Origin of the sequence: Pseudoalteromonas sp. TB64, from assembly GCF_000498095.1 — a bacterium.
Lineage (GTDB): Bacteria > Pseudomonadota > Gammaproteobacteria > Enterobacterales > Alteromonadaceae > Pseudoalteromonas.
Genome location: NZ_AUTQ01000111.1, coordinates 20,527 through 32,864, shown reverse-complemented (window position 1 = coordinate 32,864; position 12,338 = coordinate 20,527). Strand labels below are relative to the sequence as shown.

The window sequence follows — 12,338 nt, the reverse complement described above, 5'->3', positions numbered from 1 at the left end:
ATTAATTTCCTAGTAATTGCTTTCTGAGTTCAGGCTCAGAGGTGTTTTTATCTAACCAAATAGCCAAAAAATCAGTAGCAAATTCAGGCTCATTTATTTCACCAATTTTTTTATCATTATGATAAAAAATACTTCCACCTTGCTCATTTGTTATTAAAGTAAGCGATTCACCTTTTTTTATATCAGGCCAAATTTGTAATAGTTTGTCGCTATAAGTTTTTGACGACTGCTCTTTGCCCAAACGTTGCCATTGCTCTTGCGTTGCTTTAACAATATCTTTTGCCTCAAAATCACGTAAATAGGTAAGTTTGAATTTAACCGGATTATCACCCAATACGTAATTACCCGAATACGTAGATAACGTTGCATCGTAAACATCCCAAAGCAAATATTCCATTTTACCTTCACCAACCTTATTAAAGTCGCTATTGGCAAGCACTGCTGTACTACTAAACACGCATAAAATAGCGCCACATAAAATATATTTCAAAGTAAAACCTTATTAATAAATGTTAGATATTATGAATAGCCAAGATGCAAATTAGCGAGAGATCATTAGCTTTATTTTACTGTTTATAAATAAAATCAACGTGAATGTTGCAGCCCAAAGTGCGCCATAAAAAAACCAAAACTGATAAAGTGGTAATCCTAAGCTTAATACTTCAAAGCGTGCACCACCCCAATAACTTAAAGGTGCAAAAACCAAACACACACAAAATGCTTGCCATAGTTTAAGCCCAGTTAAAAACGACATTGAAGTATTGATACATAGAAGTAGAGCTACCCACAAAAGAGCAAGCCACGGTGGAAAAGGAAAAACCTTAAATTCAAATAAACCAAGCTTTACTGCAATAAACTCACAAAGCAGAGCGATTGGAAGTGTTTTTAAAACAAGCAAAACATCCTGTTTTTTTTGCTTTGACAAATAAAACATCAAAGCAATTATAGCGCTTGAAAAAACGATTGAGTTTGCTTCAAGCAGTAATGATAAAAACCATACTGCTTGAAACAATATAAAATTAATAAGCGAGTGCAATCTCGTCATTATCACTAACAAATCTTGGTTTACGTGCCATTAAATGCACTGTACTCGTTGCGCGTGTTCTAAATGCACCTTCACAGTAAGCAAAGTAGAACAACCATAAACGATAAAAACGCTCGTCAAACTTAGAACGGTCTAAATCAGGCCAGCTTTCTATAAAGCGAGAGCGCCAATCAGCCAGCGTACGCGCATAGTGAGCACCAATATCATTTATAGTGTGTATAACCATATCAGTGTTGTTTTTGATCTGTTCGCTCATTTCATTAAGTGATGGTAGGCAACCACCTGGGAAAATGTATTGCTGTATAAAATCAGAATTTTTTAAATAATGCTGATAACGTTGGTCGCCAATAGTAATAGCTTGAATAAGCATTGCACCATTGTCTTTTAAAAGTTCTCCACATTGAGTAAAAAAGCTCGGCAAATAATCATGACCAACTGCTTCAATCATTTCGATGGAAACAAGTTTATCGTATTTACCTTTTAGCAATCTGTAATCAAGTTTAAGCAGTGTTATTTTATTATCAAGTCCAAGCTCTTTAACTTTTTCGGCTACGTAGTCGTGTTGCTCATCAGAAATGGTTGTCGTTGTTACGTGGCAGTCGTAATGAGTAGCAGCATAAATTGCAAAAGCCCCCCAACCAGTACCAATTTCAATAACTGAGTCGCCCTGTTGTAACTCGACCTGCTCACAAATACGTTTAAGCTTAAATTGCTGTGCTTCTTCAAGTGTAGAATCTTTTTTAGGATAAACAGCACTAGAATAAAGCATTTCTTTACTTAAAAATGACTCGTATAAATCGTTACCTAAATCGTAGTGGGCAACAATATTCTTTTTTGAACCTGACTCAGAATTTTTGTTTTTAACATGATTAAATCGGTGGGCTATGTTGCTAAAAAATGCAAATTTCTTTTCAAATTTATCTAATTGCTTTTCATTTACTGCGAATATTTCGATGAAGCGCGTTAAATTATCGCAAGACCATTGCCCTAAAATATAGGATTCACCAGCCCCAACACTGCCAGAGAGTGCAAAGGCCTTGTACATTGCCTTATCGTTTACTGTGATAGTAACTTTAAGTTCGGACAATGCGTCACCAAAAACAGTTCGTTCATTATTGTCATCTAAAACTATCTGACCTGTTTCAATCGAAGAAAACGCTTTCGTTACTAACTTTTTATATACGTTAGCAAACCATCCAGTGCTTTGTGCACAATTTAAGCTCGACACTTTTTCCATTAAAATACCTATTTATTGTTCTAACTATCTGTATATGTTTTATGGCTTACCTGAATGACCTAAAAAAGGCACTCTCTTTATAAATAACTTTAACGCTTGGTGATAGATACCTTTAAAAATCGACCATGTCATAGCCGGAAAACGTTTTAGTAACTTACTAAGTTCTTCGTTACTAAGCTCTAAACGTTTCAAACGAAGTGTTGCATCAAATAATAATACCCCATCTCGTTTATTTTTAATGTGTATCAATGTTTTATCAAGCGACTGTTTGATATGCCAATGATAGTTCATATCTAAATTCATAAAAGGTGATACGGAAAAAACCTTCTTAAAGTTCACTTTTTTTTCTAGGGGGACTAAATAATAATGACGTTCGTTCCACGGTGTATTACTCACCTCAGCAATCATGTACTTAAAACGGATGTGATCGTGACCAAAAAAGTAAAAATTAACAGGGCTAAAGTACACACCGAGGCAACGAAGTTGCCCAAGCATATAAATATGGGAGAAGGTTTCACTAATACCTAACGTGACGAGTTGATCGTGAGCACGTTCAATAAGGGGTCGTTTAACATGTTCTGAGGTATCTTTAAGGTAATCAGCTTCATTAAACTTTAAGGCTTTTAAGCCCGATGTACCCAAGTGCTTGTGTACACCATTTAACTGCTGAGGGTTATTTAGATCTACCCACATCATATATAACGGGTAACTAAAACGGTGCTCTTTAACAGCAAAACGGCGATGTTTAACATCGCCTAAATAAACTGCACTAGTCAAATTCAACCCCAAGTTGTTTTGCAACATCTACACCGCTGTGTACACCGTCTTCGTGGAAGCCGTTATACCAATACGCTCCACAAAAATAACTATTATTTTGCCCATCAATACTATGTTTAAGTTTTTGAGCAGCAATGGACTCTTGATTAAATACAGGGTGATGGTAAGTAAATTCGCGCAATATTTTACTTTGGTTAATCCCTTCAGGGTGATTTAACGTTACACAAAATTGAGTATCTGACTGTATACCTTGAAGTATATTCATTTGGTATGTAACCACAGCAGCTTTGTTTGTATTGTTATTAAGCAAGTAGTTCCAACTTGCCCATGCCGCTTTTCTATCTGGTAAAAGGTTTATATCGGTGTGCAGCACCACTGAGTTTTCGGTATAAGCGATTGCACCTAACACTGACTTTTCTTGCTCTGTAGCATCGCCAAGCAGCGCAAGTGCTTGATCTGAATGACAAGCAAATATTACTTTATCAAACTTGCTTTGCTCACCATTTTCAAACTCTATTGTTACTTCATCATCTTGACGCGTAACAGATTTAATATTTGTATTGAGTTTAATTTTATCGGCAAAGCCTCTAATCAATGGCTTAATGTACTGGCGAGAACCACCTGGTATTACATACCACTGAGGTCTGTTTGTAACGTCTAAAAGTCCGTGGTTGAAAAAGAACTTAACAAAAAACTCTACGCCTACATTTTCCATTTCTTTTATGCTAGATGACCAAATAGCTGCGCCCATTGGTAAAATATAATGATACTTAAAAAAGTCATTAAAATGGTGTTCATCTAAAAGCTGTCCTAACGATTGATCCGTTTTATATTTTTCTTGTTCGTGTATTGCTTTACATAACTTGTTAAATCTAACAATGTCGTAAAGCAAACGCCAAAATTTAGGTCTAAAAATATTGCGACGCTGTGCGAATAGGCTTGTAAACGTATGCCCGTTATATTCAAAACCTGTTGCATCATTATGAACGCTAAAACTCATTTCTGTTTTTTGTTTATCAACACCAATATGCTTTAACAGCTTTTCAAAGTAAGGGTATGTTCTATCATTAAATACAATAAAACCGGTGTCTATTGCGTATTTAATACCACTTACATCAACATCAACCGTTGCAGTGTGTCCTCCAATATAATCATTTTTTTCAAATAGAGTTACATCGTAATGCTTGTGCAGCAAATGCCCGCATGTTAAACCAGAAACACCTGAGCCAATTATTGCTATTTTTTTCAACGGGTTAATCCTTTTGCAATTTTAAGCCAAAGCGGTAAAGGGAGTATTCGCAGTGCTTTTAAAATAAGGGTAAAACGATAAGGAAAATGCACTTCTTTACGGCGCTTATGTATTCCTTTAATCATATAATCTGCAGCCTCGCTTGCAGATACAGCCATAGGCATTGGAAAGTCATTTTTATTAGTTAGAGGCGTTTTAACAAAACCAGGATGAACGAGTGTTACATCAACGTCATTTAAATCTATGGCTAGACTTTTAGCTAAGTAACTTACACCGGCTTTTGATGCCCCGTAAGCTTCTGAGCGAGGAAGCGGTAAATAAGTAACACTAGAGCTTACTAAAACAAGTTGCCCACCCACGTTTATTTTAGGAAGTAAGGCTTCTAAGCAATATCCCATTGCAAGTAAATTAACCGATACAACTCTCTCAAACAGAGCACTATCAAAGTTACGTGCATCATCTACATACTCACAATTACCTGCATTTAGGATCACTCTGTCAAATTGAGCAAAACCTATTGTCGATTGCTTTATATCTTGTAAATCAGTTGCATCAAATTGGCATGTTTGAATATTGGTGTGCTTTGCAAGCTCAGCTAGCTTTTCGCTATTACGACCGCATGCTATAACAGTATCGCCTTGCTCAGCATATTTAATTGCTAACTGTTCACCAATTCCCGATGTAGCGCCTGTAATTAATGTGATCATAATTAACCTGCCCTTTTATCTATAAACTTAACAACACTACCCAATAAAGGAATGTGTTTATATAAAAGTTCACCAACATTGAAGTAGTCGCGATGCTTGGTTATTTTACCACTATCAAAAATAAGCTTGCTATGTCCCTTAACTGATATTGTTTTACCCGACGCTAACTTAGGGTGGGAGTAGTGCATGGTCCAGTAGATAAACGCATTGCTATCAACGTTAAAAGTGTCTGTTATGTCAAACTGACAATGTTTAACGTTACTGTATAAATTAGCAAAATACCGACGCAATTCATCAATGCCGTTAATTTCATGCATCGGATCTATAAACTGAATATTGTCGCTATAAATTTCACTCAACAAATCAAGATTACTACTATTGAGTTGCTGGTATATCTCTACAAATTTATCTACTGGTAACTGGTTATCCATATCATACCTTAAATGCAGCTAAAGCACGCTCTCGTGCAGCCTTATGATCAACTATAGCTGGCCAGTAACACTGCTTATCTTGCCCTGTTGCAGCTAAATAAGTATGTGGAAAATGAATCTGTTTATCTGGCACGTTTTCAAGCTCTGGTAAATACTTACGAATAAACTTGCCTGTTGGATCAAAACGTTCACTTTGCCTTATAGGATTAAAAACTCTAAAGTAAGGCTGAGCATCGCACCCAGTACTTGCAGCCCACTGCCAACCACCATTATTAGATGCCAAGTCGCCATCAATTAGGTGCTGCATAAAAAAGCGCTCACCTTCACGCCAGTCTATTAATAAATGCTTTGTTAAAAAGCTGGCAACAACCATACGCAATCTATTATGCATCCAACCTGTTTGCTTTAGTTGTAGCATTGCAGCATCAACTAGCGGATAACCAGTTCGACCTTCACACCAAGCATTAAAATCATCATCGTTTTTACGCCACACAACAGCGTTATATTTTTCGTTAAAGTTATCACCACGCGAAAGCTTGGGAAATTCAGCTATTAAGTGTCTGTAAAATTCGCGCCAAATGAGTTCATTAATCCACGTAAACGTTTTACTTTTTGATGTAGTTAAAATATCGGGATAACGCTGCTGAATATTAATAAGTAGCTGCTTAGTACCTACAATTCCAAGAGCTAAGTAAGGGCTTAAACCCGAAGTGCCTTTTATACTTGGAATATCACGTTGATCATCGTAACTTGTAAGCTTGTCGCATATAAAGTTATCAACCACGGTTGCTAAGGTTTCATCATCAACCGGCCACTTATCTGAGCAACCATCACTTTTAAGTAAATCACTTTCGTTACACTTTATCGGCTCAGAACCTAAAGGCCATTGTGGCAAACTAAAATGCGTATCTTGATGTTGCTTTAACCAAGCTCGCTTAAACGGAGTAAATACTTTATACATTTCATTACTTTGGTTTTTAACTGAGCCTGCCGGCGCAATTAAATCCCCTTCATATAATGTAAACGTAATAGAAAGCTCATCGCATTTATTTAAAATAGCTTTATCGCGATTAACTTCATTAAGCTCATACTCTGTATTAGCAATTACATGCTTTACATCATTTGATTTACAAAAATCAATAATTTTGTTTTCACAATCCACAAAGCTTGGCGCGTCAATTACATGTAAAGTAACACCATACTCACCAAGCTGTGATTGAAGATACGCTACTCGGCGCTTAAGCAAGTCAATCTGAATAGGCGCAACTTGGTGTTGTTGCCACTGTTTTTGAGACACAAAAAAAATGGCGTGTTTAGCGCCATTGTTTAGCGCTTGAATTAACGCTTCGTTAGAAAAAAGGCGCAAATCGCGCCTAAACCAAAATAATGTATCCATTAAATACCAAATCGTAGTTTTAAATCGTGAGGGTAAGGGTTAAAAAACACCTGTTTTTCAAGGTACTCATTTGGGTGAACCTTCAAATGATGTTTTAATAAAGTGAGTGGTACATACAATGGCACCAATCCTTCGCGATATTCATCTATTGCATCACGAAGTTCTTGTTTTTCAACTTTCGATAAATCTGTTTTAAAGTAACCTTGTAGATGCATTAACGTATTGCAATTATTTCTGCGAGAAGCCGGTTTTTTAAGACCTGTCATCAAGCCTAAAATATAATCATCAGCAACTGCATTTATATCGTCGCCTACATAAGTACCTAGTAGCTTACCCAAGTCACGATAGGCTTGATAATTATGAGCCATTAGCAAGTATTTATACTGAGAATGAAATTGCGTAAGTTTGTGAACAGTAAGCGGCTCTTGTACTAACTTTTGCCAATTTTTAAATACATAAATTCTCATTACAAAGTTTTCACGTAAATGCATGTCATTTAAACGTCCGTTTTCTTCACATGGCAATAATGGGTTGTGCTTCATTATTTGCTCAGCAAAAAAACCAACGCCTTCTGATGTATTACCGGTTCCAGCTTCGTTATATATTTTAATTCGTTCCATACCGCAACTCGGACTTTTTGCACAAAATACAAATCCACTTAATTCTTTAGCTTGCTCAGTTGCTACTTTTTTACCGTACTCGGTAAGCTGCTGTCCTACTTCACCGGTTCCATCTGGGCGACATACTTTAATGGTATCGCCCACTTTAACTTGGCGAATAGTTGGACGAGGTATAGGTAACCCTACTGCTACCTCCGGACAAAAACGTGTGTATTCAACGTGTTTACCTAACTCATCCATGCAAAAATTTGATTTTTTATGACCCGTATCAAATCTAACTTTTTCGCCTGCTAAGCAGGCGCTTATACCTATTTTTATTATATCAGTTTGCATATATTCTCTTAGTAGATCAAATTACCTATTGGATTTAGTAACTTGCTGAAGCCCTTATTAAAATGTAGCGCACTACTGACAACTGTAAAGCATAAACAACCATCTTTCGTAAGTGGAGTATGTAAATGGCTACCATCTTGCCAAATAAAGTCGCCTGGTACGTAATTACCTTCCTCGTCGCTAAATTCACCATCTAATAATAAAGTTACTTCAAAACCAGTGTGAGTATGCTCAGGAATTTCGCCGCCTGCGTCTATATGCAATAAGCTAGAGCGTAAAGCGCCGTCATCTAGTGCAACACGCGAGCGAGCAATTTTACCAACTTGGGTAAATTTACTATGCGATATACGAGTTAAGGCTCGCGGAAGTTGATAGTCATGTGCATTAACTTTAATAGATACTGGCTCAACTTCGTATACTTCATCAATGCCCGAATCTGAAGTAATTAAATCAAACACATTCGATTCAAACTCTTCAAGTAATTCAAGATTATCTTTATCTTCATTTGGCGATAAAACTTGTTTATCGTTAAACACTACATTTGCATTGGCCGCTTCAATCTTAGCAACTTTCTCTTGGCATATAGGACACATGTCAAGGTGTATAGACACAGCTAAACTTAAAGATGCATTTAGCGATGCAGAACAATGTTGTACTAGTAAATCTTCACTAGGGTGATGTTTAATCATGCTGATCTCCCATTTCATTACGTAATTTTTGCAAGGCTAAACGTAACCGAGATTTTACCGTGCCTACTGGAATATTAAGTTGCATAGCGAGTTGCTCTTGCGACATGTCTTGAAAATAAACACCGCGAACCACTTCTCTTTGCGCTATTGGCAACTTGTCGAGGTAACGCTTAATTTGTTTATCTTCTAAATGATCACTGTATTCGTGATTAGTATCTTGTGATTCGTTTAATAACGGCCAAATATCTTCGCTTATGTTTTCTTCTTTATTGCTTTTCATTTTACGAAGCATATCAAAAGAGGCATTACGCATTACCGTATAAACCCAAGTAGTTGCGGCACCTTTGCTGCTATTGTATAAATGCGCTTTACGCCACACCGAAGTTAATGTTTCTTGAACTAACTCCATTGCTTGCGCTTCAACGCCAAATTGTTTAATTCCAAAGCGTTTAATTTTCGGCGCAAAATATTCGAATAAAAAGGCGAACGCTTTTTTATCGCGACTTTCTGCGACCGCAATAAGCGATTGCATAAGTTCAGTACTTGGCGTGTCTGGCATGGCAGTATACTTACCTGTTTTAGGTTCACAACGTGGTGACTGTTGTTGACTTACCATTATAATTAATCCCGTTATTGCTTTTGTATTTATAAATACGAGCAATATTAAGAGTTGGATCAAATTAAATTAGGCAAATTCATTGTTAATCACAGTATGGAGGAAACTTAGCAAGTTATCAAAGTTAGTTTCAAACGCAAGTTGCTGTTTTTTCTCAATAGATATAGGTAGAAGTTCAAGCCAACGAGCAGCTATCCACGGTAGTCTATTAAAATGAGTCTGTTTGTATAAGACTCTGAGTTCTGGGTTTCCAGAAAAAACATCTTTGAGGGAATCATGTAAGCGTTGGTGCTTACCAATTTCGTTATTACTGTCTTTGTACCAATAAGGTGCATTACAATCTGACACTAATCCGTGACGCAATTCTTGTTCGTCTTGATAAACATCGTTTATTTGAACACTTTGCGATGCAAAAACATCAATTAGCAATGTACCATTGTCGTCTTGATCAAAGTCAATCACGTCCATTAAGCAGCCTTGAGCACTGATATTAAATGGTGTGTCATGCTCAAAAGTGCAAAGTACAAAGCCTGTATTGTCTTTTAATGCGCTTTTAACCATATGTAGGTAGCGAGGTTCAAATATGCGTAATCGCGTATAACCTTCAGGTAATATAAATAATGGTAATGGAAAAATCGCACGTTTCATAAAGTCTACTTCTTTAAACATTCTGCCTTTATTTACGTGCGCCTTTACAAAGTCGATCAGCTTTATATTAATCGAATTAACTGCCTATTATGCTGCAGGCTAAATATTAAACCAATTCCCCATGCACTTTAAAATCTGTAAGGAATAGTAAGCAGTAATCATACTTGCTACAGGAGCCAACATTAAGGCAAATAATCCAAAATCACTACTCATCGTCTTAATCCTTTTAAACAGTTTATAGGGCTTTATTATCAGTCTTTATGACATTTTTATTTTTGCTATCTTCAACAAGTTCAAACTCTTTTAATAAGCCATCTAATACTGTTTGAGAGTTAAACGAGAACGCTTCTTTTAATGATTTTTCAAGCTCTAAAGTACTTTGTTTAACATAGCTAGTTACACTTTGAGTAATTATATTAGTTACATCTAGGTCTACTTCTGCAGCTTGTACTTGCGTAGAACCTAATACTAATAAACTTGCCATAGCGATTTTAATTGAACGTTTCATAATGGTATTCCTTGTTTGTGTATTGTTTAGACGTAGTTATATACTCAAGGGTTGTGCCAACATAAAAACAAAAAATAACCAACTGTATTTAAAGTACTTTTATTACATTTACTTTATTTCAAAAATTCACCTCTCGTTAATTTAACCACTTAATTTTATTTTTTGACTACTTTTTAGTTAATAATTAACTTCATAGTAGATACATAAAGTGTTTATAAAAACGTCATATTTCCTGCGTACTGTAGTTCGTTATTATTAATAACTTAAACAAAGTGCAGTATGTCTAATTCATCCCGTCGTCAATTTTTAAAAACATCAATTGCAAGTGTATTTACAATTGCAGTTTCGACCTCTTTAACTGGTTGCATGCAAACTTTTCAAAAAAAATCATTAACACCTGTCGAATTTAAACATGGTATTGCCAGTGGCGATCCACTAGAAAATGCATTAATAATTTGGACACACGTTCAAACAGAACAAGAAAATGCTACTGTCGCATGGGAACTTGCCCGCGATGCAAAATTTACGAATATTGTTCGACGTGGATACGCAGAAACAAATAAAAGCCGTGATTTTACAATAAAAATTGATGTTCAAGAGCTCAAAGCTAATACGCAGTACTTTTACCGCTTTATTGGTTTAACAACAGTAAGCCCAGTTGGACGAGCTAAAACACTGCCAATCAATAACATAGAACAAGTTAAGATAGCGGTTGTCTCGTGTTCAAACTACCCTGCGGGCTACTTTAATGCGTATTCTGATGCTGCTAAACAAAAAAACTTAGACGTAGTATTACACTTAGGGGATTACATTTACGAATACCCAATGGGCGGTTATGCAACTAACAACGCCGATAAAATTGGTCGCTCACTAGCACCTGATAATAGTGGGGAAATAATTACATTAAGTGACTACCGCAAACGTTATGCAATTTACCGTACAGATAAAGGCTTACAAGCCCTCCATGCAGCTGCGCCTTTTATAGTTGTATGGGACGATCACGAAATTGCGAATGACACTTATAAAAGTGGCGCTGAAAACCACAGTAGCAATGAAGGTGACTTTTTAAAACGACGTGCTGCTGCCATTCAAGCTTATTACGAATGGCTTCCGATTAGACCGCCAATGGGTGAGCAAAATCCACAAATTTACCGCACCTTTAACTTTGCTAACTTATTAAGCCTCCACATGCTCGATACCCGTGTTATAGCGCGCGATAAACAATTGGCGTACAGCGATTATAAAGATGCCGATACAAAAAAAATGGATGTTGCTGGTTTTGTTAACGATTTAAATAATCCACAAAGGCAATTACTGGGCAACACACAACTGAATTGGCTCACCTGTGCAATGGCTAAATCAAATGCTAAATGGCAAGTATTGGGTCAACAAGTACTGATGACAAAAATGTGGCTACCAACTGAAATTTTCTCGCAATCAGACCGCACTAAAATTCCATCCGTAATTAAAGAACTCGTTGCTATTAAACAAGCCGTTTTAATAAATAAAACGGTTACGCCAGCACAACTGGCAAGAGTAAACACCTTAATGCCATACAATTTAGATGCATGGGATGGCTACCCCAGTGAACGCGAAGCATTATATAAAAGCGCTAATGAGTTAAATAAAAAATTGGTAGTCGTTGCTGGTGATACACATAATGCATGGCATGGAGATTTAATAGATATAAAGGGAAATAACGTTGGCGTTGAGTTTGCGACACCAGGTGTAACATCACCTGGAATGGAGCATTACTTATCGCTAAACACAAAACAAGCAAAGCAAATGGCAGATGCACTTTCATTACTTATAAATGATTTAAATTACTGTAATTTATCACAGCGAGGTTATATGTTACTTACATTAACTCATGATCAAATAGTAGCTGATTGGCGCTATGTCGATAACATCGACTCACCAAATTACAACATCGTTAATGAACATCAAAGTGTTTATAAAGGTTAAAAGATTAGCCATTTTAAATTAGCTGTATTTTATTAAATAGAGAAGATGAATATTTTATATAAGTAAAATATTCATCTTCTCACAGTCTGTATTACTTCTAATATTTAACTAAAGTTT

Annotated in this window: 14 protein-coding genes; 1 reads left to right on the top strand and 13 read right to left on the bottom strand. The window is 36.3% G+C overall.

All coding sequences use genetic code 11. The features are described 5' to 3' along the window. Position 1: 1 nt before the first annotated feature. From L647_RS0108310 to L647_RS0108245, 13 genes are all read right to left on the bottom strand, one after another. On the bottom strand, positions 2–397 hold the full coding sequence (locus L647_RS0108310) for a chalcone isomerase family protein (RefSeq protein WP_139015432.1): 396 nt from the start codon (positions 395–397) through the stop codon (positions 2–4). A gap of 144 nt (positions 398–541) precedes the next feature. Further along, positions 542–1,045: a DUF2878 domain-containing protein gene (locus L647_RS0108305; protein WP_029880411.1), complete on the bottom strand. Its 504-nt coding sequence runs from the start codon at positions 1,043–1,045 to the stop codon at positions 542–544. Next, positions 1,020–2,282, bottom strand: a complete 1,263-nt coding sequence (locus tag L647_RS0108300) for a cyclopropane-fatty-acyl-phospholipid synthase family protein (RefSeq protein WP_024610742.1) — start codon at positions 2,280–2,282, stop codon at positions 1,020–1,022. Before L647_RS0108300 ends, L647_RS0108305 begins: the two co-directional genes overlap by 26 nt. 39 nt (positions 2,283–2,321) lie before the next feature. After that, complete coding sequence (locus tag L647_RS0108295) at positions 2,322–3,059, bottom strand: DUF1365 domain-containing protein (RefSeq protein WP_024610741.1); 738 nt, start codon at positions 3,057–3,059, stop codon at positions 2,322–2,324. After that, positions 3,052–4,308, bottom strand: a complete 1,257-nt coding sequence (locus tag L647_RS0108290; RefSeq protein WP_024610740.1) for an FAD-dependent oxidoreductase — start codon at positions 4,306–4,308, stop codon at positions 3,052–3,054. Before L647_RS0108290 ends, L647_RS0108295 begins: the two co-directional genes overlap by 8 nt. Beyond that, positions 4,305–5,015 (bottom strand): SDR family NAD(P)-dependent oxidoreductase, encoded by a 711-nt coding sequence (locus L647_RS0108285; RefSeq protein WP_024610739.1) that lies wholly within the window; start codon positions 5,013–5,015, stop codon positions 4,305–4,307. Before L647_RS0108285 ends, L647_RS0108290 begins: the two co-directional genes overlap by 4 nt. Before the next feature lie 2 nt (positions 5,016–5,017). Then, on the bottom strand, positions 5,018–5,446 hold the full coding sequence (locus tag L647_RS0108280) for a nuclear transport factor 2 family protein (protein WP_024610738.1): 429 nt from the start codon (positions 5,444–5,446) through the stop codon (positions 5,018–5,020). 1 nt (position 5,447) lies between these two features. Then, on the bottom strand, positions 5,448–6,842 hold the full coding sequence (phrB, locus tag L647_RS0108275; protein ID WP_024610737.1) for a deoxyribodipyrimidine photo-lyase: 1,395 nt from the start codon (positions 6,840–6,842) through the stop codon (positions 5,448–5,450). Further along, on the bottom strand, positions 6,842–7,795 hold the full coding sequence (locus tag L647_RS0108270) for a DUF523 and DUF1722 domain-containing protein (protein ID WP_024610736.1): 954 nt from the start codon (positions 7,793–7,795) through the stop codon (positions 6,842–6,844). Before L647_RS0108270 ends, phrB begins: the two co-directional genes overlap by 1 nt. Before the next feature lie 8 nt (positions 7,796–7,803). Further along, positions 7,804–8,484, bottom strand: a complete 681-nt coding sequence (locus L647_RS0108265; RefSeq protein ID WP_024610735.1) for a ChrR family anti-sigma-E factor — start codon at positions 8,482–8,484, stop codon at positions 7,804–7,806. Beyond that, the gene (locus L647_RS0108260) at positions 8,477–9,100 is read right to left on the bottom strand and encodes a sigma-70 family RNA polymerase sigma factor (RefSeq protein ID WP_024610734.1); all 624 of its coding nucleotides are present in this window, start codon (positions 9,098–9,100) and stop codon (positions 8,477–8,479) included. Before L647_RS0108260 ends, L647_RS0108265 begins: the two co-directional genes overlap by 8 nt. A 69-nt stretch (positions 9,101–9,169) precedes the next feature. After that, positions 9,170–9,748: an LON peptidase substrate-binding domain-containing protein gene (locus L647_RS0108255; protein WP_024610733.1), complete on the bottom strand. Its 579-nt coding sequence runs from the start codon at positions 9,746–9,748 to the stop codon at positions 9,170–9,172. A gap of 235 nt (positions 9,749–9,983) precedes the next feature. Further along, a complete protein-coding gene (locus L647_RS0108245) occupies positions 9,984–10,256 on the bottom strand; it encodes a hypothetical protein (protein WP_024610732.1) in 273 nt (90 codons plus the stop codon). A 279-nt stretch (positions 10,257–10,535) separates the two neighbouring features. On the opposite strand from L647_RS0108245, the gene L647_RS0108240 reads away from it, so the two are divergent. Continuing rightward, a complete protein-coding gene (locus L647_RS0108240; RefSeq protein WP_024610731.1) occupies positions 10,536–12,221 on the top strand; it encodes an alkaline phosphatase D family protein in 1,686 nt (561 codons plus the stop codon). The last annotated feature ends 117 nt before the right edge of the window (positions 12,222–12,338 follow it).

What these genes read in the sequence shown, in the direction of transcription:
- L647_RS0108310 (WP_139015432.1), bottom strand. Translation starts at nt 397, where the DNA reads ATGGAATATTTGCTTTGGGATGTTTACGATGCAACGTTATCTACGTAT.
- L647_RS0108305 (WP_029880411.1), bottom strand. Translation starts at nt 1,045, where the DNA reads ATGACGAGATTGCACTCGCTTATTAATTTTATATTGTTTCAAGCAGTA.
- L647_RS0108300 (WP_024610742.1), bottom strand. Translation starts at nt 2,282, where the DNA reads ATGGAAAAAGTGTCGAGCTTAAATTGTGCACAAAGCACTGGATGGTTT.
- L647_RS0108285 (WP_024610739.1), bottom strand. Translation starts at nt 5,015, where the DNA reads ATGATCACATTAATTACAGGCGCTACATCGGGAATTGGTGAACAGTTA.
- L647_RS0108280 (WP_024610738.1), bottom strand. Translation starts at nt 5,446, where the DNA reads ATGGATAACCAGTTACCAGTAGATAAATTTGTAGAGATATACCAGCAA.
- phrB (WP_024610737.1), bottom strand. Translation starts at nt 6,842, where the DNA reads ATGGATACATTATTTTGGTTTAGGCGCGATTTGCGCCTTTTTTCTAAC.
- L647_RS0108270 (WP_024610736.1), bottom strand. Translation starts at nt 7,795, where the DNA reads ATGCAAACTGATATAATAAAAATAGGTATAAGCGCCTGCTTAGCAGGC.
- L647_RS0108265 (WP_024610735.1), bottom strand. Translation starts at nt 8,484, where the DNA reads ATGATTAAACATCACCCTAGTGAAGATTTACTAGTACAACATTGTTCT.
- L647_RS0108260 (WP_024610734.1), bottom strand. Translation starts at nt 9,100, where the DNA reads ATGGTAAGTCAACAACAGTCACCACGTTGTGAACCTAAAACAGGTAAG.
- L647_RS0108255 (WP_024610733.1), bottom strand. Translation starts at nt 9,748, where the DNA reads ATGAAACGTGCGATTTTTCCATTACCATTATTTATATTACCTGAAGGT.
- L647_RS0108245 (WP_024610732.1), bottom strand. Translation starts at nt 10,256, where the DNA reads ATGAAACGTTCAATTAAAATCGCTATGGCAAGTTTATTAGTATTAGGT.
- L647_RS0108240 (WP_024610731.1), top strand. Translation starts at nt 10,536, where the DNA reads ATGTCTAATTCATCCCGTCGTCAATTTTTAAAAACATCAATTGCAAGT.